This window comes from Protofrankia sp. Cas4, from assembly GCF_963555915.1.
GTDB lineage: Bacteria > Actinomycetota > Actinomycetes > Frankiales > Frankiaceae > Protofrankia.
The window spans coordinates 2,535-25,750 of sequence record NZ_CAUVXL010000252.1 but is presented as its reverse complement, the minus strand read 5'-3'; the positions used below and the strand labels follow the sequence as shown (position 1 = coordinate 25,750).

The window sequence follows — 23,216 nt, the reverse complement described above, 5'->3', positions numbered from 1 at the left end:
ATCGCCGACGGCCGGTGCCCGTCCCGGATTCCATGGTTCTGATTGACAGACAGATACTTGACTTGCAGGTCCAGAAAAGTGTTAGAGTCTGAGTCGTGGGAAGGCCCAAGCAGTTCGACCCGGATGTGGCGGTCGAGCAGGCGATGCAGATGTTCTGGCGACAGGGATACGGCGCCACCACACCTCAATGCCTGATCGACACCCTGGGCATCGGCAAGGGCAGCCTCTACAACACCTTCGGCAGCAAACGCCAACTGTTCGACCTGGCGTTGCGCCGCTACCTGGACCTGCAGAACTCGGCCGTGACGGAGTTGTTGGAGGGTTCCGGGCCGGTGAAGGAGCGGCTACGCAAGGCACTGCTTGTCGTCGCTGAGACGGACCTCGCCGACCCCGACCGCCGTGGCTGTCTGGCGCTGAACACCGCGATGGAGTTCGGCCGCACGGATGAATCCGTGACGGCGCAGGTGCAAGACATGTTCGACCGCATCGAGGGCACCCTTCGCGCCCTGATCGAGGAGGGTCAGCGCGCCGGGGAGATCGATCCTGGACGTGACGCGAAGGGCCTGGCCAGCCTGCTGCTGAGCACCGTCAACGGCATGCGGCTCATGGCCCGTGTCGAGTCAAGGCCCGACCGCCTCATCAGGGTGATCGACACAACCATCGACCTTCTCTGACCCCTACGGCACGCATGGATTCGGGCCACCCCGCCATGCTGAAATTTTGTACCTACAGTTCAAGAAAAGGATGATCCATGACTCTCGATCTCGCCGAACGCATGACGAACAACGCCACCATGCGCGCCATCGGCCAGGACACCCACGGTTCTCCCGAGGTGCTCAAGGAGGTCATCGTTCCCCGGCCCGTGCCGGGCCTGAGCGAGATCCTGGTCGCCGTCCGCGCGGCCGGCGTCAACCCGACCGACTGGAAGAACCGCGCTCAGGTCCTGACCATCGACCGCATGCCACTCGTCCTGGGCTGGGACGTCTCCGGCGTCGTCGAGGCCGTCGGTATCGGCGTCACCCTGTTCGAGCCGGGCGACGAGGTCTTCGGCATGCTGCCCTACCCCTACGGGGTCGGCGCCCACGCCGAGTACGTGACCGCCCCCGCCCGTTCCTTCGCCCACAAGCCCGCCGGTATCGACCACGTCCAGGCCGGTGCCCTCCCGCTCGCAGCCCTCACCGCCTACCAGGCACTCGTCGACACCGCCGATGTCCAGCCCGGGCAGCGGGTCCTCGTCCATGCGGCCGCCGGCGGCGTCGGTCACCTCGCCGTCCAGATCGCCAAGGCCCGGGGCGCATATGTGATCGGCACCGCCAGCGCGGCCAAGCACGACTTCCTGCGCTCCCTGGGAGCCGACGAGGTCATCGACTACCGCACCGTCGACGTCACCGCGGCCGTCACGGACGTCGACATCGTTCTCGACCCGGTCGCCGGCGACAACCTCGCCCGCTCCCTGGAGGTCCTGCGTCCGGGCGGCACTCTGATTTCGCTCCTGGGTGGCGACCCCGACGTGGCGGCCAAGGCGGCCGAGCGGGGCGTACGATTCGAGGCCCTTCTGGTCGAAGCCGACCACGGCGGCATGCAGGCCATCGCCGACCTCGTCGAGACCGGCGCTCTGCGCGCCCACATCGAGGCCGTCTTCCCCCTCGCCGAGGCCGCCAAGGCCCACGCCCTCGGCGAAACCGACCGGACCACCGGCAAGATCGTGCTGACCGTGGCGGAGACCAGGAAGGCGCAGCTGGCCGTCCAGGTCCTCAGTGGCGTGTTCGTGCGGGGCGACATGACCGTCGTCGACCGTTACGTTCGCCCGGACTACATCCAGCACAACCCGCTGGCCCCCGACGGCCCCGAGGCCCTCAAGGCCTTCGGCGCCTTCTGGCAACAGCAGTTCCCGGACGCCACCTACGACCTCAAGCGGGTCATCTCCGAGGGGGACCTGGCGCTCCTGCACTCCCACGCCGTCACCACCCCCGGTACCCCCGGGATCGCCGTCTTCGACATCTTCCGCTTCCAGGACGGGAAGCTCGCCGAGCATTGGGACGTCCTCCAGGATGTGCCGGCGACCACGGCCAACGGCAACGACATGTTCTCCACGCTCAGCCGGCCGCAGACCGACGCGCCGGGGCAGCGGCGGCTCACCGCGTACAACAAGGAGCTGGTCACCGCGTACGTCGACCAGCTCCTGGTCCAGAAAGACCTGACCGCCATCGACAGGTACGCGGGCCGCGAGTACCACCAGCACGACCCGAACATCCCCGACGGCGTGGCGGGCCTGAAGGCCGGGCTGGGCGCCTACTTCGAACAGTTCCCGCAGGGGAGCGTGGCACCGAAGCGGGTGATCGCGGAGGGCGATCTGGTGGCCGTCCACAGCCAGTACGTCGACACGCCGGGCGAGCGCGGCCGGGCGGTCATCGACCTGTTCCGGGTGCGGCACGGAAAGATCGTCGAGCACTGGGATGCCTCGCAGGACGTGCCGGAGACCTCCGCCAACGACCACACGATGTTCTGATCGCCGCCGGGTCGTAGCAGGAGACAGACATCACCGCGTTGATGTTCAAGGTGTTCGTGACACCCGCGATTCCGCAGTACACCGGCACCTTAAACCTTCCCAACGGGGACCCGATGGTGTGGTCGCCCATCTCGACGACCCTGATCTACGGCGAGCGCGACGCTGTCCTGGTCGACCCGCCCTTCACCATCGGCACCACCCGTGAGGTGCTCGCCTGGGTGGAGAAGATCGGCCGGACCATCACGCAAATCTACATCACCCATGGCCACGGCGACCATTACGCCGACCGCGGCTCATGGCCCGTGTCGAGTCAGGGCCCGACCGCCTCGTCAGGGTGATCAACACAGCCATCGACCTTCTCTGACCCCCACCGCTCGTATGGATTCGGGCCCGCCGCGCCGTGCCCAATATTTGTACCTACAGTTCAAGAAAGGGATGATCCGTGAATCTCGCCATGCGACGCAGTCCCTGGGCCACGCTCACCGTGCTGGCCCTCGCACAATTCATCGTGGTGCTGGACGTGACGATCGTGAACGTCGCGCTCCCGCACATCCAGAGCGGTCTCGGCTTCACCACCGACGGACTGCAATGGGTGATCAGCGCGTATATCCTGCTCTTCGGCGGTTTCCTGCTGCTCGGCGGTCGCGTGGCCGACCTGCTGGGGTCGCGGCGGGTCTTCATCACCGGGCTCGCCCTGTTCGGCGTCAGCTCGCTGGCCGGGGGCCTGGCCACCTCACCAGGACAGCTGATCGCTGCGCGGGCCGTCCAGGGCTTCGGCGGCGCATTGCTGTCCCCGGCCGCCCTGGGCATCCTCACCATCACCTTCGAACACGGCCGGCGACGCAACATCGCCATGGGCGTCTGGGGTGGCCTGGCCGGCCTCGGCGGCACGGCGGGCGTGGTCCTCGGCGGGGTGCTGGTCGACTCCCTGAGCTGGCGCTGGGTCTTCATCGTCAACGTCCCGATCGTGATCGCCCTCGTCATCGCCACCCCGGTCTTCGTCCGCCCCATCGCCCCGCACCAGGGCAACCGCTCCTTCGACCTGCTGGGCGCCGTGCTCGGTACCGGCGGCCTGCTCGCCGTGGTGTACGGCGTGGTCCGCGCCGAACCCGTCGGTTGGTCCTCGGCGGAGGTCATCGGGTGCCTGGCCACGGGTGTGGTGATGCTCGCCGCCTTCCTGGCGGTCGAGGCGCGGACCACGGCGCCGCTGGTTCCGCTACGGCTGCTGCGGGCCCGCGCGCTCAGCACGGCCGGTGGCGCGCTCGCGCTCAACGGTGCCGCCTTCCTGTCGATGTTCTTCCTGACCGCGATCTTCCTGCAGCAGGTGCGCGGCGACTCGGCGCTGCGCACGGGAGTGGAGTTCCTGCCCATGGGCGGTGCCGCCATCCTCGGGGCGGTCATGGCCACCCCGCTGGTCACCCGCCTCGGAACACGGCCGGTCATGATGGTCGGCGCCGTGCTCAACGTCGCCGGACTCCTCCTGCTCGCGCGCGTCGACGCACACGGCTCCTACCCGACCGGACTGATGCCCGGCCTGATCATCTTCGGTGCCGGCCTCAGCGCGATCGCCGTTCCCGCGCAGATCGCCGCCGTGGTCGACGTCTCCCACCAGGAGGCCGGCGCCGCGTCCGGTGTCGTCCAGGCCTTCCAACAGGTCGGCGGCGCGCTCGGGCTCGCCATCGTGAGCACCCTGTCCACCTCCCGGACCACCTCCGCCATCGCCTCCGGCGCGAGCCAGTCCGACGGGCTGACCGAGGGCTTTCACCGCGGGCTGCTCGTGGCGGCGGTCTACGCCGTCGTCACGATCGCGGTGACCTTCCTCTCGCCCCGGCTGGCACCCAGCCCTGAACAGATCGCGGAGGCTGCGGCGGTGGCTGCGTAGAGCCCGTACCGGGCGGTGCGCTGACAAGCCCACCGCCTCGACCGCCGGACGTGTCACTTCACAATCCATTCGCCGCTAATCAGATTAAGGGATATCCCCCATGCCGAACACCGCCAACCTCATAGGCATGACGCTCGCCGAGCCACTGATCCTGCAGGGCAACAACCCAGTCAACCCCCTACCCGACGAGGTCCTCGCCCTGCACGCCAAGCGCTACCGGCAGGCCCTGGAAGGCTGACGGGACCGTGCGCCTTCCCGGCGGATACACACGGAACGGCACAGGCCGGCGAAATTGCGTAGCCGGATTCCTGACCCCGCTTAACAACCTAATCGTCACCGCCGCTTCCCCTCGATCCGCCACGTATCTCGGCGGCGGCCTCGACGGCCTGGAATGGACGATGAGCGCCTCCACCCTCACCTTCGCACCGCACGGCCGATTTCCTGAGCCACGAACCTCATCCACAAGTTCTGACAATTGCTCGCCGGCCCGGCGACCTCACGAGAATCCCTGACCATTTTTTGCTCCAACGCCAGCACGTGCGTGGAACATCGTCGACGGGGGACAGCGCAGTTAGGGCCTGTCTGATGGATATCGTCGGTGACGACGACAAGGCGGCGGGACGCCTTTTGGGCATCGATCCGCGCGATCGAAGATCTATCAGACAGGCCCTGGTCGAGGCTATTTGACGCCGATTCTTGTTGATCCATCGGCGTGGGGTGGTTCGTTAGAGGGAAAATCAACGTGACCCGGCCGCTCGAAGGTGAGGGCGCGAGGGGCCGGGGCGGGTCTGTGGTGTTCAGCCGATGACGAGTCGTTCACCGCCGAAGTCGGCGATGATCTCCAGGCGTCCGCCGAGAGCCTTGACGTAGGCGGCGAGTGTGCGCAGCTCGCTGGCATCGACGGTGGCCCGCTCGATCGCGGAGACGCGTTCTTGGCGGACGTGCATCCGGTCGGCGACGTCCGCCTGGGTCAGGCCCAGCTGGCGACGCATCTCGGCAAGTCGATGGGCGCGGTTCTCGGCAACGAGTCGGCTGGCGCCGGATTCGACTTCGTGGCGGTCGGCGTCGTCGGGGAAGAACTCCGCGAGGAAGCTGTCCCTGTCGTAGTCGTGAACCGCGCTCACTGGTCACGCTCCTTGAGGTAGACGGCGTACCGGGCTTCGGCCAGCGGTATCGCCCGCCGGTACCAGGCGGACCATTTGCCCGCCTTGTCGCCCGTGACGAGTAGGACCGCTCGACGCTCCGGATCGAACACGAACAGGACACGGACCTCGCTCGTCCCGGTCGAGCCGGGGCACGAGTTCTTTTAGGTTGTGTATCCGCGAGCCTTTGATCCGATCGACCAGCGGCCGTCCGAGGCCAGGCCCCTCCGCCAGGAGGGCGGCCAGCGCCTGGCCTACACCGATCGCGGTCGTTCGGTCTGCCCGGCGCAGCGTATGCAACCATTCCCTGACCTCGTCGACCATCGCCAGCTGATAGCTCACCGACGGCCCCTTCGGATCAAGGAAGGTTCAGTACATCAGTGTACTAGGACCTTCTCGACGCCGCCAGCTTCCGGGAAACAGGCGGCAAGACCGAGGCGCGGCCGCCTACTTGGTCGAGCGCAACGGATGGAGGACGATGTCGTAGTCGGAGAGGACCGTGGCGAAGTCGTCTTGTTTGTAGTCGACGACGACGTCGGCGCCGAGGCTTTTCACCCAGTCCACGTTCGCAGTGCTCGTGGTCGTCGCGACGGTCGCGCCCAGCTGCTTGGCGAGCTGGATCGCCATCGTCCCCACGCCGCCGGAGCCGGCGTGGATGAGGACCTTCTGGCCGGCGGTCACGTTCGCTCGCTCGACGAGTGCCTGCCATGCGGTGAGGCCGACCAGGGGCACCGCGGCCGCTTCCTGCATGGACAGCGCGACCGGCTTGAGCGCGACGTCGTCCTGGTCGATCGCGATGAGCTCCGCAAACGTCCCGATGTGGTCCTTCCCGGGCCGGGCGTAGACCTCGTCACCCACTGTGAACCTCCGCACCGCGGGTCCGACGCGCGTGACGACGCCTGCGACGTCGTGCCCGAGCACGAACGGCGGACGGTAGGGCAGGATGCGCTTGAACTCGCCGTCCCGGATCTTCGAGTCCAGCGGGTTGACGCCGGCGGCGCGGACCCGGACCAGGACGTCGCCGTCTCCCAGCTCGGGTTCTGGGACCTCGGCAGCTCGAAGGCCGTCCTTGCGGTAGCGCTCGACGATGAAGGCCTTCATGTCCTCCTGCTCTCTTCATCTCGCTCGGTTCGCCGACTTGCGGCGTGATAGAATTATGGACATACTTCAATCAGGGACATGCGATGACGAGAGGCTCGACCGCACAGGGACCCATTCCCACGGCCTGCGCCCGTCGAACCTCAGACTGCCGTCACAGCCTGGGAGACAACAGGGAAGAGAGACTCATGACGACCTACATGGCTGACACCCTCGAGAACCACACTGCCGCCGGCCCCTCCACGGTGTTCACCTACCGGCGCACGGGCCCGCAGGGTGGTGTGCCGCTTGTCCTGCTCATGCGGTTCCGCGGCACCATCGACTGGTGGGACCCGGAGTTCATCGACCGCCTCACCCAGGACCGCGACGTCATCCTGTTCGACAACGTCGGCATCGGGTACACCAGCGGTGAGCCTCGCGACACCTCCGAGGGGTTCGCCGAGGGTGCGATCGAGTTCATCGATGCTCTCGGCCTGACGCAGGTCGACCTGCTCGGCTGGTCACTCGGTGGCATCGTGGCGCACCACGTCGCCCTGCGCCGGCCCGACCTCGTACGCAAGATCATCGTCGCGGGTAGCAGCGGGCCGGGCGTGGCGCCGGGTACCCCGGATATGAGCGAGCGGGTGCTCTCCATCATGGCCAAGCCGGACGCGGACGCCGAAGACCTGCTCTACCTCTTCTACCCCGAGACCGAACAGGCCCGCGCATCCGGGCTCGAGCACCTCGCGAAGGTCTCAAAGCGCCTCGAAGGCGGCCCCGCGGTGACCGAGGAGGCTGCCCGCGGCCAACTTGCCGCTGTCGCCCGCCTCCTGGCCGTGAATTGGGACCAGCTCAAGTCCGAGCTGCAGGCGATCAGCCAGCCGGTCCTGTATGCCAACGGGATCCACGACGTGATGATCCCCGCCATCGCCTCTTACAAGGCGGTCGAGCAGGTCCCCGACTCCACCCTCGTTCTTTACAGCGATGCCGGGCATGCCTTCCTGTTCCAGCACATCGACGAGTTCGTCACGCAGGTCAACATCTTCCTCGCGGACTGACTGCACTGCGCCCTCGCTCTTCTCGAGGGGCGTGACTCGAGGGGTGTGGCACACAACGCTCACAGAAATCCCACCCACAGAAGGACATGGCCGTGAATAACAGACAAGGAATACGAAACAACGTGGTGACGTCGTACCAGAACGCACCGACCCGCACCGTCTCCGCCGGTGGCGTGGATTTCGCCTACCGGGAGCTCGGCCCGAAGACCGGCGTCCCGGTGGTCTTCCTCACCCACCTGGCCGCGGTCCTCGACAACTGGGACCCTCGGGTCGTCGACGGCATCGCCGCGAAGCACCGGGTCCTCACGTTCGACAACCGGGGCGTCGGCGCGTCCACCGGCTCGACGCCGAACACCATCCAGGCGATGGCGACGGACGCCGTCACCTTCATCCGGGCGCTGGGTCTGGACAAGGTCGACATCCTCGGCTTCTCCATGGGCGGCATGATCGCCCAGGTGATCGCTCAGGACGAACCCCAGCTCGTCCGCACGCTGATCCTCGCGGGCACGGGGCCCGCCGGCGGCGAGGGCATCAAGAACGTCACCAAGCTCTCGCATCTCGACACCATCCGCGGGCTGCTCACGTTGCAGGACCCGAAGCAGTTCCTCTTCTTCACCAGGACTCCCAACGGGCGTCAGGCAGGCAAGGAGTTCCTGGCACGCTTGAAGGAGCGCACCGACAACCGAGACAAGGCGATCTCCCTCAAGTCCTACGGCGCACAGCTCAAGGCCATCCACCGCTGGGGGCTGGAGCGGCCATCCGACCTCTCCGTCATTCGCCAGCCCGTGCTCGTCGCGAACGGCGAGAGCGACAGGATGGTACCGACGAAGAACTCGGCCGACCTGGCTCGACGCCTGCCGGACAGTGAGCTGGTGATCTACCCCGACGCCGGGCACGGCGGCATCTTCCAGTTCCACGGGCAGTTCGTCGAAAAGGCCCTCGAATTCCTCGAGCGGTAGAGCCGGAGGGGAGGCGGCCCCTTCGCTCCCGCCAGTCGCGGTCGAGGGGGCCGGCCTCGCAGAATCCGCACGACCGGTCGTCAGCCCCAATACGGTTGAGCCGTGCGCGTTCCGCCGCGGAGCGCCATGCGTGGTGCTCAGCGTATGAATGCGAGGGCGTTCTGGATGCCCTGTTCGAGGACCTCGTCGGCGAACCTCGGGTCGGACAGGGCGCGGGACAGCTGCATCGTTCCCACCATCAACGTGAAGAGCCCGAGCGTCTTTCCGCGTGCGGACTGCGGATCGTCAGGAGCCAGACGGGCGGCGATTTCGTCCACGATGGCCCGCGTACCGTCGGTGTAGGCGTGCTTGGTTGTGGTCGCGCAGCGCCCGATCTCGTCGAGCAGAGCGGCGGAGGGGCATCCGGTGCCGGGGTTGTCCCGGTGCTGAGGCGAGAGGTAGTCGCGTACGAACCCCTCCAGTCCCGCTCGGCCGGGCGCCAGCGTGCTGAACCTCGCGGCCTGTGTACCGAGCTGGTCAGCGACGACTGTCGCGACGAGGTCCTCCTTGGACGCGAAGTGGGCGTAGAACGCACCGTTGGTCAGCCCCGCGTCCGCCATCAGCGTGGCGACGCCGGAGCCGTCGATGCCGTCCTGCTTGAACCGATAGCCCGCGGTCTCGATGATCCGCTGCCGCGTCGCCTGCTTGTGCTCCTTGTCGTAGCGCGCCACCGGGCTCCTCCATTCGCGTTGCAAGGCCCTTGCCCTGCACCCCATCCTAGATTGTAGTATGACGTACGTAATATTACGACCGGCAGGTAATGTGATCGGTGACGTCCGAGACGAGGCATGCCCAAAGTGACGTCCCCTTCAGATCGGCGTGGACCAGTCGCGCGTACTGGCCGCGGATGAGGTCGCCCGCCGCCTATCACATCGACCCCCGGTCGGCGGCCGTCACCGCTGTTTACCGTGGATCAGGTCCAGCCCCAGTGCCGTCGATGAGCCTCGACGCACCATTCCTGCACGGTCGCCAGATCCGGTTGGGCCGGCAATGGTGTTCGGCCGGCCGCGAGGAGGTTCTCCACCTGAGACTGGACGTCGGCGATTTCGTCCAGCACGGCGCCGAGTTCGCGGACCTCCCCGCGTTTGACCTGCAGGACGCGTTGCCGTTCCGGTTCGGGCATCGGCAAGGTCAGCCGTCCGTCGCGGGCGACCTCCCTGCCTTGGTAGGCCAACCGTAGAGCGTGGGAGGCGTATTTGACGTCGTAGCCGAACCGGGCCACCAGTTCCGGTCGGTTGGGTGTCCCGCGTCGCGGTCCGCGGCCGACCAGTCGATTGAGCTGGGAGTCCAGGTAACCCAGGAACCGGCGCACCGCCTGCTGCGAGAGCATGGCCGGAACCAACCTGCGCAGTTCCTCGCCCAGCGGGGTGACGAGCAGCACCGTGTCGGCCGGCGCGTACAGCGGTAGCAGCGCCGTTGGGTTGCCCTTTGTCGCCAGCCGCAGATACTTCCGCAGCGAGTAGATCACCAGGTCGGTGTCGCCGGGACCGGAGCGTGCGCCCTCGGGCTGGGTCCGGAACACGTAGTGGTCGGACGGCTTACCGAGCCCCATCAGGTAGGCCGGGGGTTCGATGAAGACGCCCATCTCGTCGTGGTCGTCGGTGCCCTCGATGGCGATGCCGTGCACGCCGGAACCGACGACCGTGCGCAGGATTTCCCCGGTCAACGCCAATTCACGGTCGCCGTACTCGGTCTGGGGTGCGGCAACGGGCATGCCGTGATGATGGCACGACCGGCGCCGGCCGCTCGAACCATTTTTTCCGTGCTCCAAGCGCCTGACGTAATAACGTCGCCGGCGTTCGTGTGGTCCGGTCCGCAGCCGCCCGCGCGGCCACGCAACGGTGGGGATAGCCCCACCGCGCCGGACCGTTACGCCGGTTTAGCGTTAGAGCGCCCGGCAATAGGGGCGTGACGACATGAGGAGACCTGATGAAGGCGATCGTCCAGGAACGGTTCGGCCCGCCGGACGTCCTGCGGCTGGTGGACACCGACCTGCCCGAGATCGGGGCCGACGACGTGCTGGTTCGGGTGCACGCCGCCGCGCTGAACCCGTATGACTGGCACATGCTGCGAGGCGACCCGCTCGTCGCGCGGCTCATGGGAGTGGGGCTGACCAGGCCGAAGTACCGGGTGGCCGGGCTCGACGCGGCGGGTCGGGTGGAGGCGGTCGGCGCGAACGTGCGCGGGCTGCAGGCCGGCGACGAGGTGTTCGGCTTCTGCCCGGGAGCGTTCGCCGAATACGCCCGCGCCGAGGCGGACAAGGTGGTGCCCAAGCCGGCGGGCCTGACCTTCGAGCAGGCGGCGGCGGTCCCGGTGGCGGCGGCGACCGCCCTGCGGGGGATCCGGGACGTGGGTGAGGTGCGGGCCGGACATCAGGTGCTGGTCAACGGGGCCGCCGGCGGCGTCGGCACGTACGCCGTCCAGATCGCGGCGGCGCTGGGCGCGGAGGTCACCGGGGTGTGCAGCACCGGCAACGTCGAGCTGGTGCGCTCGATCGGTGCCGCACACGTCGTCGACTACACGGTGGAGGACTTCACCGACCGGCACGCGCACTATGACGTGATCCTCGACAACGTGGGCAACCGGCCGTTGCGCCGGCTGCGCCGGGCGCTGACCCCGACGGGGACCCTCGTGCTCAACGCCGGCGGCTCACCGGGCCGCGTGGTCGGGGCGGTGGGCCCCATGCTGCGGGCGGTCGTGGTCAACGGTTTCGTCCGACAGCGCCTGCGGATCCTCCCGACCCGGGAGGACCGGGCGGAGCTGCTCGCCCTCACCGGGCTCATTGAGGATGGGACGCTCACGCCGGTCGTCGACCGAACGTATCCGCTGGCCGACACGGCCGAGGGCCTGCGCCACGTGGAGCAGGGACACGCCCGCGGCAAGGTCGTCGTCACCGTGGCGTGAGGCCCAAGCCCATCCGACGATGCGCGGTTTTCGCTACGGCCGGAGGGCATTGCCGGTCACCGCTTATCACCGCTTATCACCGCTTATCACCGCTTGTCACCAATGGGCCCATTCGCCGAGCGGGGCCTGTTCGCCGACCAGGCTCTGCGGGAACGTCCGCACGGCTCGGCGTTGCACGTCCACCGGGACGTAACGCTCGCCGGGGATCTCCCTGGCGAGCGTTACCCGGTCGACGAGATCGGAAACCGTGTGTGTCGGTGCCGGGACCTTTCGAGGCGCGCCGTCGAAGATTGCCCGCAGCTCATCGGAGGTACGCGGGCGGCGCGGGTTGGCCGCATCCGGGAGCGCGGCCTGGCGGTTCCAGATCGCGTCCTTGGTGACGTTGACGACCACCCCGTCGGGTGCGCCGAGCGCGAACAGGCCGTCCCAGTGGGTGCGCACCCCGGCGATCGCCTCGCCGATGAGATCGTTGTCGTAGGCAAGGTGGGTGACCATACCGATCCGCGGATTCACCTGGTTGATCATGTAGCCGGTGGCGTAGTGATCGGTGTGTACCAGGTCGATGGTCATGTCGTAGAGGATTTCCGGCGTACCGGTCTTGATCGCTACGAGCGCGCCGGTGTCCATCTGCAGTTCGGTCACGAACACGTCGACGCCCTGGGACTGTTCGATCGTCAGCTCGTCCGGGCGGCCGTCGGCGGTCCAGACGAACGACAGGCCGTTCCAGTCGAGCCGGTAGCCGGTCGCGCCGTTCATGTTGTGGATCCGGCGCCAGTGGCGGATGGTGACGCCGTCCTGGTCGTAGCAGACGCCGCCGTCGTCGGTCCAGTCGAACTCGTTCACCTCAACCTCGAAGCCGCGGCCGACCGGGACGGTCGAGGATGCGGTGGTGTTCCAGTGGTTCATCTGCTGCAGGCCCTCGATCATCGCCGCGGTGCCCTCCCGCGGCGTGTTACCCGACGGGCCGTGTACCCGCAGCGGCGTCCAACGCCCCATCCACGGAGCCGAGCCATGAAGGTATGGAAGCTCCCCGTAGTGGTCCACGTGCAGGTGCGTGATGAAGATGTCGTTGATCGTCGCGATTGGGATTTGCTGCGCGACGAGGTTACGCAGGCAGCCGGGGCCGAAGTCGAAGATGAAGCTCCGCCCGTTGCCCAGCTCGACCAGGATGCACGTCGCGGCCTGGCTGCGCCTGGGCGGGAACGGGCACGAGCCGGCGAACGTCACCCGCATCTCGTCGGCGCCCAGCTCCTCGGACTGTGGGAAGTACGTCGTCGCGTTCTGCACGCTCGGCGTCGGCCGGTAGTACGGCGGCAGCGTGATCCCGGCGCCCGGGCCACCGCCGTAACGGCTCTGCGCAGGCGTCTCAGTGCCCGTCGCGCTGCGGCTCGACTCGCGTACTCCGTCCGCAGCGCCGCTGGTGGTGGCATTCGGTGCCGGCCGCGGGGCGGTCACCGGCCTGCTGATCGCCTCCACCGCGCCGCGCACCACGCTGGCGGCGTGCTGCGCGGCGTGCTGGGCGGCGTGCTGTGCGGCGTGCTGCGCGGCGTGCTGCGCGGCGTGGCTCATGCTCTGGCCCTGGGCCGCGGCGGCCCCTTTTTGGACGCGTTCCGCCATGCCGCGCTGTGCGCTGGCGGTGGCGCCCAGGGCCTGGGTGGCGGCTCGCGTCGCCGCGTTCACGCCGTCGGTCACGCGGCGCCCGACCCAGTCGTTGGGAATCGTCTTGGTCAGGACACCGGAGGTGAGTTCCCCGACCGCTTCCGTAAGTGTCCGGTAGGCCTTCGTGAGGTCCTGCAGTGCGTCGGAGACCTGTTTGGCCCCGAGCAGCATGGCGATCGGGATCTTCTTGCCCACGAGGTGGGCCGGGAACTCGCGCACCATCGGACGCTGGACGTCCGCCGGCGCGTACGTCGTGGCGGGGATCTCGCGCGCGAGGGTCTCCTCATCCACCAGCTCCGAGATCACATACTTCGGCGCGGGGATTTCAAGGGTTTCGGGAATCGTTCCACCGAACATGGCGCGCAGCTCGTTGCGGGTCGTGGCGCTTCGCGCGTTGGCCGCATCCGGGAGCGCGGCGTGGCGGTTCGAGATCGCGTCCTTGGTGACGTTGACGACCACACCGTCAGGTGCGCCGAGCGCGAACAGGCCGTCCCAGTGGGTGCGGACTCCGGCGATCGTCTCGTTGATCAGCCCGTGCTCGACCGCCAGGTGGGTGACCATCCCCATCCGCGGGTTGACCTGGTTGATCATGTAGCCGGCGCCGTAGTGGCTCGTGTGTCCCCGGTCCGTCGACAGGTCGTAGACGACCTCGGGAACACCGGTCGTGATCTCCGCAATCGGCCCAATATCGAGCTGGAGCGCGGTCACGAACACATCAACACCCTGGGACTGCTCGATCGTCAGTTCGTCCGGGCGGCCGTCGCCGGTCCAGACGAACGACAGGCCGTTCCAGTCGAGCCGGTAGCCGGTCGCGCCGGCCATGGTGTGGACCCGGCGCCAGTGCCGGATCGTGACACCGTCGTGGTCGTAGCAGATCCCGCCGTCGTCGGTCCAGTCGAACTCGTCGACGTCGACCTCATAGCCGTCGCCCACGGGGGCTCCCGAGAAGGCCTTGGTGTGCCAGTGGGCCATCGCCTTCATGCCCTCGATCATCGCTGCGGTACCTTCCCACGGCGTGCGACCCGACGGGCCGTGCACCCGCAGCGGCTTCCAGCGCCCGGTCCACGGAGCGAACGCGTACAGGTAGGGCAGTTCCCCGATCGTCGCCGAGTGCAGGTTCGTCAGGAAGATGTCGTTGATCGACGGGACCGGGATCTGTAGCGCGACGAGGTTGCGCAGGCAGCCGGGGCCGAAGTCGAAGACGAAGCTCCGCCCGTTGCCCAGTTCGACCAGAATGCAGGTGCCCGCTTGGTCACGCCGTGGCGGGAACGGACACGAACCGGCGAACGTGATCCGCATTTCGTCGTCGCCCAGTTCCTCGGCGAGTGGGAAGAACGTCGTGCCGTTCTTCGCACTCGGCGTCGGCCGGTAGTAGGGGGGCAGCGTGATCCCTGCCCCTGGGCCGCCGCCGTAACGGCTCTGGGCCGGCGTCACCGCATCCGCCGATTCGTGACCGTTCGACATGTTGCTCCCCTCGTCGCCCGCACATCAACCGTGCCTGCGCACATCAACCGTGCCCGGCCCGAAGCCGATAACACGCTCATGCGGCGAATCACCCGACGCGACCTCGGCCATTACCTCGCCTGGTCCTCGGGCGGCTGGCCATCCGTCTGATCTCCGCGGCGCGGCGCGGTGCGGGGCGGGGCGGGGCGGGGTGTGGCGGAGGGCCGTGGTGACCGGCCTGATCTGCTCCCCGCTGGTATTCGGCTGGGCATGGTGGATGCAACACTTCCTGCTCGGCGGGCGGATCGGCTGGCGCTCACTACTGGGCGGCGCCGTATCTCTGACGATCGCACTGTTCGGCCTCAGCGTTTTCCTGGCCATCTTCCTGTCCGGTTCGATCACCGGCCGCTCCCACCAATACGGCCCGATCATCCGGTCTACCCCGGGTCCCCCGCGCCCACCGGGCCGACCAGGTCCACGCCGATCAAGTCCACGCCGATCAGGTCGGCCCGGGACGGGCCCGAGAGCGGCTCCAGGACACCGACCTGAGCGTCGCCGATCTGGCGACGTTTAAGCCCGTAGGCCACCACCTGGTGGTAGGCAGATGTCGAACAGCGTGGTTTATCCGGAGCCGCAGCCTGTGTGGCCGGTTCCGGTTACCGTTCTCACGGGCTTTCTCGGGGCGGGGAAGACCACTCTGCTGAACCGGATTATGGGCGGTGATCACGGGCTCCGGGTCGTGGTGCTCGTCAATGATTTCGGCTCGTTGAGCATCGACGCAGACCTCGTAGTCGGCGTGGACGACTGTGCGGTCGTCAGCCTGGCGAACGGGTGTGTCTGCTGCACGATCCGTGATGATCCATTCGATGCCGTGCGGCGCGTCATGAACAGGCCCGAAGCCCCCAGTACGTGATACTTGAGGCCAGTGGTCCGGGCCAGCTGAGCTGGCGGCCTGAAGGCCGTCACACCGCTGGGTGGCGTTCTGGTCCGTGACCGGGCCGGGTAGTTCACCGTAGCCGTCACCGTCAGCCATCGTGACTCGGCCCCCCGTCGCAGACGTGGCCCGGCAGCGGGTCAGGCGCAGGCCCGTCCTCAGCGACTCAGCAGCTTGTTCAATATCGACGATTCGCGATATTATCGGGGGCGTGCTCTCTTCCGGTGACGTGGCGGCAACGGTGCTTCGAGACGCGCGTCGCCGGGCGGGGTTGACTCAGATCGAGCTGGCGGCCCGCGCGGGAGTGACGCAGAGCGTGATCAGCGCCTACGAGTCCGGGCACCGGCAGCCGGCCGTGTCGACGCTGGCTGCGCTGATCGAGGCGTCCGGGTTCGAGCTCACCGTGGGAATTCGCAGACCGCCGCACCAGCTACAGATGCTGTCTGGGCCGATCGGGCGCGTGGTCCGTCACCACCGGCGGGAGCTGATCGCGGCCGCCGCAGCGCACAGGGTGTCGAACCTGCGGGTGTTCGGCAGCGTGGCCCGCGGGCAGGACCGCCCTGACAGCGACGTGGACCTACTCGCCGACCTGCCCGCCGATCTGGGACTGCTCGGGCTCGGTCGCGTGCAGGACGCGTTGGAGACCATTCTCGGTGTCCCGGTCGACCTGGTCCCGGCGCAGGACCTCAAGCCCGAGGTCCGCGCGCGGGTCGAGCGCGAACAGGTGGCGCTGTGACCTACCGGGACCGTCAGCGGGTGTCCGACATCCTCGCCGCGATCGAGGCGATCGGTTCCCACCTGCAGCGCGGCAACCATCTCGGATGGTCTGGTCTTCGACGCGGTCCGAATCCGACTCCTCGAGATCGGGGAGGCCGTCAAAGCTCTACCCACTGACCTGCTCGTCACCGAACCGGACATCCCCTGGAAGCAGATCGCACGAATGCGCGATCACCTGGCCCACCGCTACTTCGACACCTCGCACGCGATCCTGCAGGCCACCGTCGACCACGACCTGCCCGACCTGGAACAGGCGATCCGACGGCTGAGCCGGCACCTGGCCGATGAGTCCGCTGACACGAATGAATGACCTCCACCGAAACACCCCAGAAATTCCTGTGGCGCTCCGGTTCACGGGAACTCCGTCGTCAGCCAGAAATTTTTTCCGGGTTCGGCGTGGAGAGTACTTGTTTGAGGATTGTTTTCGCATCGTCGCTGCCCAGCTGAATCACGGCGTCGACGAAGTCCGGTTCGAAGAGCAGGTAGCTGAGGATATCGTTGCTACTCGGGAGCGGACCAAGTAGGGTGCGAAGAAGCGCCAGTTCAGGGTCCAGCAGAAACCGTGCGCCGGACAAACGATTCGCCAGGACCTCTTCCGTACAGCCTTCAACATCGGTGCGGCGGAATCTTGTACCGCGGGTTCCTGCGGCGGGCGACCGCCGGGCGGAACCTCGGGGTTGCGGATCGGCTCGGTACCCACTACCAGCACCCGTCCGGCGCCCAGCGCGATAGCCGGCTTGACGTGGCTGGCGGGCAGACGCTGGCGGCTCCTGCCGTAGATGGCACGCCGCCTCAGGCCGACGGCCACCCTCTGATCACAGTCCATCCCCTGATCACAGTCCACCCGCTCGGTCTCGGCAGGGAATGGACCACGGCGGCGGTTCTGTGTTCGCCTGGTCGCCGATTGTACGAGAACGCACGCCCGTGTTGATAACCTGGTACGGCTTGCCCTAAGGTGCGGAGGCACCAGAACGCTGGTGGGTCCGGCGGCCCGGTCGCCGCCTTGAACACGGGGGTAGAAAATGTCGGTAACAGTGATCGTCAAGTTTGTCGTGGATCCGACGATGTTCGGAGAAGCGCACCGCGAACGGGCGGCAGAATTCGCGGCGGTATCCAGCGACGGCAAGGCGCAGGGTTGCCTGCACCACCGGTTTGTGGCCGGCGAGGACCATGTGCTGGCGGTCGATGAATGGGAAAGCGTGGAGGCGTTCCAGAATTTCTTCGCGAACCAGACCGAGATCCCCGGACTCATGCAGGCCGCCGGAGTATCCGCGCCGCCTGAGGTCAGCGTATACCAGAGCCTGAACTCCGCGGATTCGTTCTAGGAATGGCGCACGCCGTCGCCGTCCCGGGTGAAAACGGAGACGTTTGAGTCCTGGTTGCCGGCGGCGGCCTCGTGTAGTTCGGGTGTGAAACCCGCTCCGCTGAAACACAGCAGGCGTGGGGAGTCGCCGTTGGCGGTATATGCGGGTAGCAGGCTACCGCATGCCGTTGTCTTCGACCGGCAGGTTCTCGTCGAGGGCCAACGCGGCGAGCGCGTCGGGATCCGCGGGGACGACTGTCACCCTGGTGGTTCCCGCGTCTGCCGCCGTCGCTGCGTATTGCACTTCCAGATCGGTCCAGTAGCCTCACGGCCGTGTTCGGAAACCGGCCCCGTGCGCTCCGAAACGCCGGATCAGCCCCACCGGGTAGCCTGAAGCAGGTTGCGGTAGGTCGAAGCGGGAGGCGTCTCCTGAGTTCCACCGGCTACTGGTGTCTGGGCGTCCTGCGGGCCGACGCTGACGAGGCCTATCTCCATTCCGTGCGGGCCGAACTCCGCCGGCTCGCCGCCGACGCGGAGATAGACACCTGCTACCGGGACTGGGTCGGGACCTTCAACGACGTCATACCGGCACAGGCGCACCTACCTGACACCCCGGCGATGAATCTGGACAGGCTCGGCCACATCGCGGTGGTCGGCGACTGCGTCTTCGTGAACATCGGCGGTGCGCTTGGCGACGACAGCGCCTTGGCGCGGGTGGCAGGATTACGCAGGGGATCGCCGGTCGCGGGGTTGTTGCACGCGCTCGGCCCGGACCGGGCGCGGTCCCTGCCCGGAGTGGTGGGCAACACGCTGGCATCCGCGGCCGAGGTGGCACGCTGCGCGGACGGCTGGCGGGCTGCCTGCACGCTGGCACCCGACGAGCGGGCCGTCGCGTTGGACCGTCTCGACCAATGGTGGGGCGACGCCGGCGACGGCGGCCGCGGCGGGCGCGAACCGATGGCCGTGTTGAACATGATTCCGGAGATCATCGATATCGCGCTGGTGCGGCGCAGCGGCCTGATTGCTCTTGCCGCCACGTTCTGATTGTAGGTGGGTCGCCGAGACGGATATCCACCTGCTGATTCCAGAGCCGAATTGTGGCGCCCCGCACCCACAGGGCCGGGCGCTCTTAACGATGTGTATCTGATGCTCCTGCCACAACACCAGATTCACATCGTTCCCAAAGAGTGGCCGGCAATAGGGACGCGGCGTCGCGGAGCCGGGGCACGCACCCCAGTCCCGCTCCTTCATCCACGCCCCTATTGCCGGGCACTCTTAGCGGATGAACGTTCGGACCTGCTGCTCCCAGTCGTCCGTGTGGATGATCCGCCCGACGAACGCCTCGCGCAGTACCCGCAGGTATGGCAGGCGCTCGACGGCCTGGCGGTAGGGGGAGGCGGCGGTCGTGGCATCGGAGTAGATCGCCGCGACCCGGAACCCGAGCAGCGCGAGTGCCTGGTTCAGTGCGGGGACGCAGCCAGGGTATGCCCGGTAGACGTAGGTAGCGTGGCCATCCTCGCTGAGGACCTCGAACAGCACGTGGCGAGCGGTTTCGCAGAAGGTGAAAGCGAGGACCGTCGGGGCGTCGCCGCTGACGGTGAGCGCTGAGAGATCAGTCCACGGCGCGCGGGCACGTCCCTGGTTCGGCTGCGCGCGTGGCCTCGGTTGGTGGTCATGCCCCAGCGACTGGCCGCCGAATCCGGCCCCCTCGCGCCCGTACCCGCCGAGCAGGCGATAGGCCAGTACAGCGTCGACGTCCGGTTCGGCGTCAAGCCCCCCGCTCATCGCCGAGCCCATCGCATCCACCAGGCCTCCGTGGGCGACCCCGGCCAATCCGCCTGGCGCCGGGGTCGGTACGGCGTGGTTCCTCGGCCCGATCGGGTGGGCGTCGTCGCGGCCGGTCGACCAGCCTTCCCGCTCGACGGAGACGCTTTGATGCAGGCCGAACCAGAGCGTGCCGATCGTGGCCAGTACGTCGATGCAGCGCGCCTGCCGGGGTGTGGAGCAGACAGCGACGAGCGAGGTGAACGTGGTCGGGTCGACCCCGTCGAGTTGGGCGCGCGGGGTAGCGACCCCGTCGGCCAGGTAGCCGGCGACCCGACGGGCGGCCAGCGATCCCAGGCCGGGCAGGAGCGCCGAGACCAGGTGCCCGCTGCGTGCCCGGGCCGCGCTGACTCGGACGCGCAGGAGCTCGCGGAACTCGCCGGTGCGCCGACCGAGCCGCGCGATTACCAGCCTGCGTCCGTCCAGGGTGGCGATCTCGAGGTGGTAACCCGACCCCTCAGCGGCTATCTCACCAAGGAACGAGTACGGCACCTGTTCTGGATCGCCGAGGTCAGGCACCGCAATCAGGGCGTCGTCGTACAGGTACAGCGCAGCGTCCACGCCGTCGAGCGCTCCGGCAAACCGCTCCGGTCGCCCGACGCCCATCAGCAGCAGGGTCTGGATGAGATCTTCGGCCCGGGCTTGGACAAGGTCTGCCAGCACCTGACCGTGCAGCCGACCCAAGCCCTCCAGTAACAGCATCGGGCCCTCCGCCAACTGCAGGAGCAGGGCTCCCGCAGCGACGTCGGTGACACCGAGGATGTCGGCGCACCGGACCTGCAACGGCTGGCCTGCCCTCGGCGAGACCACGAGCGTGTGATCACGCACAACCGCGGTGGCCTCGCCGTCTTCGAGGAGTTCCTCGTCGGGACCCATCAGTCGGTAGCGCATCGGTAGCGGCCGGCGGCTACGCGGTTGTTCCGCACTCGCCGCAGAAGCTGACCCCCGGCCCGAGACCGGACCCGCAGTTCACGCAGAACCTGTTGGGGCGCGCGGCGGCAAGGGCGGTCCCACAGTGCGCGCAGAACCTGCCGCCACCGCTTTCCTGCCCGCAACCGGAGCAGAGCCCGGTGCCCCGGTCGCGCAGGTTGAGGTCGTCGGTCCAGTCGACCTGCCGCACTCGTTCGTCGATCTGCTGGACCTGGGCCGAGGCCTGGCGGGCGGCGATCTCCTGGTCGACCTTGGGTGCGCAGGTCACGCACAGGCCGCGGGTACCGTTCCAGCAGACCTGCTTGCAGACCCACTGGCCGCAACGGTGGCACTGCTGGAAGCTGGGGGAGACTTCTTCGACGGCAGCGCGCAGCATCCTGTCGTTGGTCGACCCGGCGGTAGAGTCACGCAGCCACTCGGCGTTCCAGCCGGCGTCGGCGATCCGGTTACCCATGTTGCCGCCGAGTAGCCGCCCACCTATCGTCGCGATCCGGCCACCGAAGCCGGTGACGGAATGCCGGAACGCGGACTTGTACCCGTTACCGCACCGCAGGCAGGAGAACTCATACTGGTAACCCTCGCGTGTCGACAGGTCCCGGTAGTTGTTTGTGAAAGGCACCTGGTTCGCCATGCCGCTCCCTCGCACCTCACGGCCAGGGCCCGCAGCCCCACCCGGACCTCCCGCACTCTGCAATTCCACCAGGCCTCCGGCAGCTCGAGAACCACGCTCGTCGCACCATCGGCTATCTGCGGACAACCCGCATCATAGAGCGTGACCGGGCGCTCTGACGCGTGTGGGGCTCCAGACCCTCGACGTGGATGTTGGTGAGTAGGCGGGAGGCGGATGCGCCGCGGTGGTGGATGTGCAGGTCGGCGAGTGGGGGCCGGCGGGTGGGGGCCGGCGGGTGGCCGGTCCAGCACGAGTGGATGGTTGACATACATTTTCCGCCCGAAAACTGGCGTCTCCTGACGTCGTTCTTCCACTCGTCGCACCGCATGGATTGCGGCCCCGCTCCTTCGTCCACGCCCCTGTTGCCGGGCGCTCTCAGCGCCCCAGCGGCCCCGTGTAAACGTCCAGGTCACCGTCTGAGCTGAGGGTGTGGAGCTCCGCCTGGGGCGTCCGGCCCTCGCGCGTAGAGAGCAGAGGAGTAGGGGAGCAGAGGTGGGCTGCGATGCAGCCGAGGACGGCGAGCGCCGCACCGAGCAGGTATGCGGCGACGAACGGCCCGGCACGCACGGAGTCCGCGACGATCGCCGACAGCAGGCTCATGCCCGTCACGGCGCCGATCTGGATCGCGGTCTGCTGCAACGAGATCGACAGCCCGAAGCTGTCGGCCGGCGCCGCGCTGCCCGCGATGACCAGCAGTGGCGGCTGCGCGTGCCCGAAAGCCAGCCCGCTGGCCATCAACCCGACGATGACCATCCACAAGGTGGCGAGTTGTGTGCCCGCCGCCAGGAGACCGAGTGCGACCACATAGGCGGCGGCTCCTGCGACGGCGAGCCGGCGTGGTCCAAAGCGGCTTCCCAGCCGACTCGCGGACGGCGCTGACAGCGAGATGGACAGTGTGCGGGCCATCGTCACGAGCGACGTCACCGCGATGGACAACCCGAAGACCCCCTCCAGAAGAAGCGGCGTCACGAGGAAGTTGCCCAGATGCGCCGCGCCGATCATGAATGAGGCGACTCCGGATGCACGGATGTCGCGTTCGGCGAGCAGCTGCAGGGGAATCACCGGCACGGCGGCCCGCCGCTCTGTCCGCACCAGGATCCACGCCAGCACCGGGACCGCCGCAAGCAGCCCGATGACCACCGGGCGTGCGCCCCAGACGGCCGCCCGGTTGACGCCGAAGGTGAGCGCGAACGCGGTCATGGCAAGCACGAAGGAGCCGGCCCGGTCCAACGACAGGTGGGCGTTTCCCCGATCGGCCGGCAAGACTCTGATTGCTGACACGAACGCAAGCAGGGCCAGACAGGCCTGGATCGCGAACAACGGACGCCAGCCGATCGATGAGATGACCAGGCCGCCGATGGCCAGCCCGCTGACCGAGGCACCCGCCAGCACACCGGACGCCCATGCTGAGGGACGGATCCGTTCGGCGGGCGGGAAGGCTTCGAAGAGGATCGCGAACGATGAGGGGATCGTTGCCGCGCCGGCGAGCTGCGCCGCCGTCCGAAAGGCGATCAACGAGAGGGCGTTCCAGGCCAGAGCCGACAGGACCGAGAAGACAATGGCCAGGGCTATACCGACGAGAAAGGTCCGGCGGTGACCGCGGATGTCGCCTACCCGCCCGAGGATCGGCATCGCGACCGCCTGCGCCAGCATCCCACCCGTCACCGCCCAGGTGACCACACCGGCGGTGCTGTGAAGGTCGGTGGCGACCGTGCGGACCGACACGGTGAGGACGGTGGCCGTGAAGGTGGTCGAGAACATCCCGACCAGGCACGTCAGGACCACCATGGCGGGAGTGGCGTCCGCAGACCCCTGCGCGTAGCGGTCTGACGGGAGTGATGATCTGGTGGGAGTCCGGGTGTGGTGCCGCGACGGGGTCTCCTGGATCACAAGTCATCCCCCCGGGCTGGCCGGCGCCGCCGTCCTGATCATCGACCCCAGGCATGGGCCCGTGCAACCGATCTCACGGACGCCGTGGCAAAGCCTCGCTACCCGCTTTCAGTGAGTTGGCCTGGTCTGTGTCGGGTGTGTCGAGTTGGAACCAGACGGTTTTGCCGGTGCGGGTGGGGCGGGCGCCCCAGTGGGTGGCGAGTTCGGCGACGAGTT

23 protein-coding genes and 3 pseudogenes are annotated in these 23,216 nt (G+C 67.8%); 14 read left to right on the top strand and 12 right to left on the bottom strand.

Translation table 11 applies throughout. The features are described 5' to 3' along the window. Window positions 1-95 precede the first annotated feature (95 nt). From U9979_RS22870 to U9979_RS22850, 6 genes and pseudogenes are all read left to right on the top strand, one after another. The gene (locus U9979_RS22870; RefSeq protein WP_322751287.1) at window positions 96-674 is read left to right on the top strand and encodes a TetR/AcrR family transcriptional regulator; all 579 of its coding nucleotides are present in this window, start codon (window positions 96-98) and stop codon (window positions 672-674) included. A gap of 119 nt (window positions 675-793) precedes the next feature. Next, a pseudogene (locus U9979_RS25405) lies at window positions 794-1,717 on the top strand (NADP-dependent oxidoreductase); the annotation flags it as partial. Continuing rightward, window positions 1,706-2,509: a nuclear transport factor 2 family protein gene (locus U9979_RS25400; RefSeq protein ID WP_416220284.1), complete on the top strand. Its 804-nt coding sequence runs from the start codon at window positions 1,706-1,708 to the stop codon at window positions 2,507-2,509. The pseudogene U9979_RS25405 and the gene U9979_RS25400, both read left to right, overlap by 12 nt. A gap of 41 nt (window positions 2,510-2,550) precedes the next feature. Continuing rightward, window positions 2,551-2,847: an MBL fold metallo-hydrolase gene (locus U9979_RS22860; RefSeq protein WP_322780909.1), complete on the top strand. Its 297-nt coding sequence runs from the start codon at window positions 2,551-2,553 to the stop codon at window positions 2,845-2,847. Between the two features lie 104 nt (window positions 2,848-2,951). Then, the gene (locus tag U9979_RS22855; RefSeq protein WP_322780908.1) at window positions 2,952-4,391 is read left to right on the top strand and encodes an MFS transporter; all 1,440 of its coding nucleotides are present in this window, start codon (window positions 2,952-2,954) and stop codon (window positions 4,389-4,391) included. Window positions 4,392-4,491: 100 nt separating this feature from the next. Then, on the top strand, window positions 4,492-4,629 hold the full coding sequence (locus tag U9979_RS22850; RefSeq protein WP_322751283.1) for a hypothetical protein: 138 nt from the start codon (window positions 4,492-4,494) through the stop codon (window positions 4,627-4,629). A 559-nt stretch (window positions 4,630-5,188) separates the two neighbouring features. Here the strand turns inward: U9979_RS22850 and U9979_RS22845 are convergent. The 3 genes and pseudogenes from U9979_RS22845 to U9979_RS22835 form a co-directional block, all read right to left on the bottom strand. Then, complete coding sequence (locus tag U9979_RS22845) at window positions 5,189-5,515, bottom strand: helix-turn-helix transcriptional regulator (RefSeq protein ID WP_322780907.1); 327 nt, start codon at window positions 5,513-5,515, stop codon at window positions 5,189-5,191. Then, window positions 5,512-5,857, bottom strand: a pseudogene (locus tag U9979_RS25395) (type II toxin-antitoxin system RelE/ParE family toxin). The gene U9979_RS22845 and the pseudogene U9979_RS25395 overlap by 4 nt, the downstream one beginning before the upstream one ends. A 138-nt stretch (window positions 5,858-5,995) precedes the next feature. Next, window positions 5,996-6,634, bottom strand: a pseudogene (locus U9979_RS22835) (NADP-dependent oxidoreductase); the annotation flags it as partial. 185 nt (window positions 6,635-6,819) lie between these two features. Here U9979_RS22835 and U9979_RS22830 point away from each other — a divergent pair. Further along, window positions 6,820-7,668 (top strand): alpha/beta hydrolase, encoded by an 849-nt coding sequence (locus U9979_RS22830; protein WP_322780904.1) that lies wholly within the window; start codon window positions 6,820-6,822, stop codon window positions 7,666-7,668. Window positions 7,669-7,754: 86 nt separating this feature from the next. After that, window positions 7,755-8,627 carry an alpha/beta fold hydrolase gene (locus U9979_RS22825; RefSeq protein WP_416220283.1) on the top strand — a complete coding sequence of 291 codons (873 nt, stop codon included), beginning with the start codon at window positions 7,755-7,757 and terminating at the stop codon, window positions 8,625-8,627. Between the two features lie 137 nt (window positions 8,628-8,764). Here U9979_RS22825 and U9979_RS22820 read toward each other — a convergent pair whose 3' ends face one another. Both U9979_RS22820 and U9979_RS22815 read right to left on the bottom strand, forming a co-directional pair. Beyond that, a complete protein-coding gene (locus tag U9979_RS22820; RefSeq protein WP_322780902.1) occupies window positions 8,765-9,337 on the bottom strand; it encodes a TetR/AcrR family transcriptional regulator in 573 nt (190 codons plus the stop codon). A 242-nt stretch (window positions 9,338-9,579) separates the two neighbouring features. Beyond that, window positions 9,580-10,380 (bottom strand): DNA polymerase beta superfamily protein, encoded by an 801-nt coding sequence (locus tag U9979_RS22815; RefSeq protein WP_322750641.1) that lies wholly within the window; start codon window positions 10,378-10,380, stop codon window positions 9,580-9,582. Between the two features lie 215 nt (window positions 10,381-10,595). Between U9979_RS22815 and U9979_RS22810 the strand changes: the two genes are divergently transcribed. Next, a complete protein-coding gene (locus tag U9979_RS22810; protein WP_322780901.1) occupies window positions 10,596-11,570 on the top strand; it encodes an NAD(P)-dependent alcohol dehydrogenase in 975 nt (324 codons plus the stop codon). A gap of 96 nt (window positions 11,571-11,666) precedes the next feature. Here U9979_RS22810 and gntH read toward each other — a convergent pair whose 3' ends face one another. Both gntH and U9979_RS22800 read right to left on the bottom strand, forming a co-directional pair. Beyond that, entirely contained in the window at window positions 11,667-14,693 is a 3,027-nt protein-coding gene (gene gntH / locus U9979_RS22805; protein WP_322780900.1) for a guanitoxin biosynthesis MBL fold metallo-hydrolase GntH, read from the bottom strand. A 416-nt stretch (window positions 14,694-15,109) separates the two neighbouring features. Continuing rightward, window positions 15,110-15,259 carry a hypothetical protein gene (locus U9979_RS22800; protein ID WP_322780899.1) on the bottom strand — a complete coding sequence of 50 codons (150 nt, stop codon included), beginning with the start codon at window positions 15,257-15,259 and terminating at the stop codon, window positions 15,110-15,112. A 17-nt stretch (window positions 15,260-15,276) separates the two neighbouring features. Between U9979_RS22800 and U9979_RS22795 the strand changes: the two genes are divergently transcribed. The 3 genes from U9979_RS22795 (at window position 15,277) to U9979_RS22785 (ending at window position 16,693) form a co-directional block, all read left to right on the top strand. Beyond that, the gene (locus tag U9979_RS22795) at window positions 15,277-15,585 is read left to right on the top strand and encodes a CobW family GTP-binding protein (RefSeq protein WP_322780898.1); all 309 of its coding nucleotides are present in this window, start codon (window positions 15,277-15,279) and stop codon (window positions 15,583-15,585) included. Window positions 15,586-15,817: 232 nt separating this feature from the next. After that, window positions 15,818-16,342: a helix-turn-helix domain-containing protein gene (locus U9979_RS22790; RefSeq protein ID WP_322750637.1), complete on the top strand. Its 525-nt coding sequence runs from the start codon at window positions 15,818-15,820 to the stop codon at window positions 16,340-16,342. 78 nt (window positions 16,343-16,420) lie between these two features. Further along, on the top strand, window positions 16,421-16,693 hold the full coding sequence (locus U9979_RS22785) for a DUF86 domain-containing protein (protein ID WP_322780912.1): 273 nt from the start codon (window positions 16,421-16,423) through the stop codon (window positions 16,691-16,693). A gap of 58 nt (window positions 16,694-16,751) precedes the next feature. Here U9979_RS22785 and U9979_RS22780 read toward each other — a convergent pair whose 3' ends face one another. Continuing rightward, window positions 16,752-16,958, bottom strand: a complete 207-nt coding sequence (locus U9979_RS22780; protein ID WP_322780897.1) for a hypothetical protein — start codon at window positions 16,956-16,958, stop codon at window positions 16,752-16,754. Between the two features lie 477 nt (window positions 16,959-17,435). Between U9979_RS22780 and U9979_RS22775 the strand changes: the two genes are divergently transcribed. Continuing rightward, window positions 17,436-17,708 (top strand): hypothetical protein, encoded by a 273-nt coding sequence (locus U9979_RS22775; RefSeq protein WP_416220282.1) that lies wholly within the window; start codon window positions 17,436-17,438, stop codon window positions 17,706-17,708. A gap of 153 nt (window positions 17,709-17,861) precedes the next feature. On the opposite strand, the gene U9979_RS22770 is transcribed toward U9979_RS22775, so the two are convergent. Then, on the bottom strand, window positions 17,862-17,990 hold the full coding sequence (locus U9979_RS22770) for a hypothetical protein (RefSeq protein ID WP_322780896.1): 129 nt from the start codon (window positions 17,988-17,990) through the stop codon (window positions 17,862-17,864). Between the two features lie 29 nt (window positions 17,991-18,019). Between U9979_RS22770 and U9979_RS22765 the strand changes: the two genes are divergently transcribed. Continuing rightward, entirely contained in the window at window positions 18,020-18,730 is a 711-nt protein-coding gene (locus U9979_RS22765) for a hypothetical protein (RefSeq protein WP_322780895.1), read from the top strand. 231 nt (window positions 18,731-18,961) lie between these two features. On the opposite strand, the gene U9979_RS22760 is transcribed toward U9979_RS22765, so the two are convergent. The 3 genes from U9979_RS22760 to U9979_RS22750 all read right to left on the bottom strand — a co-directional run bounded on the left by U9979_RS22760 (window position 18,962) and on the right by U9979_RS22750 (window position 23,000). Beyond that, on the bottom strand, window positions 18,962-20,401 hold the full coding sequence (locus tag U9979_RS22760; RefSeq protein WP_322780894.1) for a hypothetical protein: 1,440 nt from the start codon (window positions 20,399-20,401) through the stop codon (window positions 18,962-18,964). A gap of 16 nt (window positions 20,402-20,417) precedes the next feature. Continuing rightward, window positions 20,418-21,059 (bottom strand): zinc ribbon domain-containing protein, encoded by a 642-nt coding sequence (locus U9979_RS22755; RefSeq protein ID WP_322780893.1) that lies wholly within the window; start codon window positions 21,057-21,059, stop codon window positions 20,418-20,420. Between the two features lie 426 nt (window positions 21,060-21,485). Further along, on the bottom strand, window positions 21,486-23,000 hold the full coding sequence (locus U9979_RS22750) for an MFS transporter (protein ID WP_322750475.1): 1,515 nt from the start codon (window positions 22,998-23,000) through the stop codon (window positions 21,486-21,488). Between the last annotated feature and the right edge of the window lie 216 nt (window positions 23,001-23,216).

Excerpts from the sequence above, each read along its gene's own strand:
- U9979_RS22795 (WP_322780898.1), top strand. The coding sequence starts at position 15,277 with ATGTCGAACAGCGTGGTTTATCCGGAGCCGCAGCCTGTGTGGCCGGTT.
- U9979_RS22830 (WP_322780904.1), top strand. The coding sequence starts at position 6,820 with ATGACGACCTACATGGCTGACACCCTCGAGAACCACACTGCCGCCGGC.
- U9979_RS22825 (WP_416220283.1), top strand. The coding sequence starts at position 7,755 with ATGGCCGTGAATAACAGACAAGGAATACGAAACAACGTGGTGACGTCG.
- gntH (WP_322780900.1), bottom strand. The coding sequence starts at position 14,693 with ATGTCGAACGGTCACGAATCGGCGGATGCGGTGACGCCGGCCCAGAGC.
- U9979_RS22850 (WP_322751283.1), top strand. The coding sequence starts at position 4,492 with ATGCCGAACACCGCCAACCTCATAGGCATGACGCTCGCCGAGCCACTG.
- U9979_RS22760 (WP_322780894.1), bottom strand. The coding sequence starts at position 20,401 with ATGCGCTACCGACTGATGGGTCCCGACGAGGAACTCCTCGAAGACGGC.
- U9979_RS22860 (WP_322780909.1), top strand. The coding sequence starts at position 2,551 with ATGTTCAAGGTGTTCGTGACACCCGCGATTCCGCAGTACACCGGCACC.
- U9979_RS22815 (WP_322750641.1), bottom strand. The coding sequence starts at position 10,380 with ATGCCCGTTGCCGCACCCCAGACCGAGTACGGCGACCGTGAATTGGCG.
- U9979_RS22810 (WP_322780901.1), top strand. The coding sequence starts at position 10,596 with ATGAAGGCGATCGTCCAGGAACGGTTCGGCCCGCCGGACGTCCTGCGG.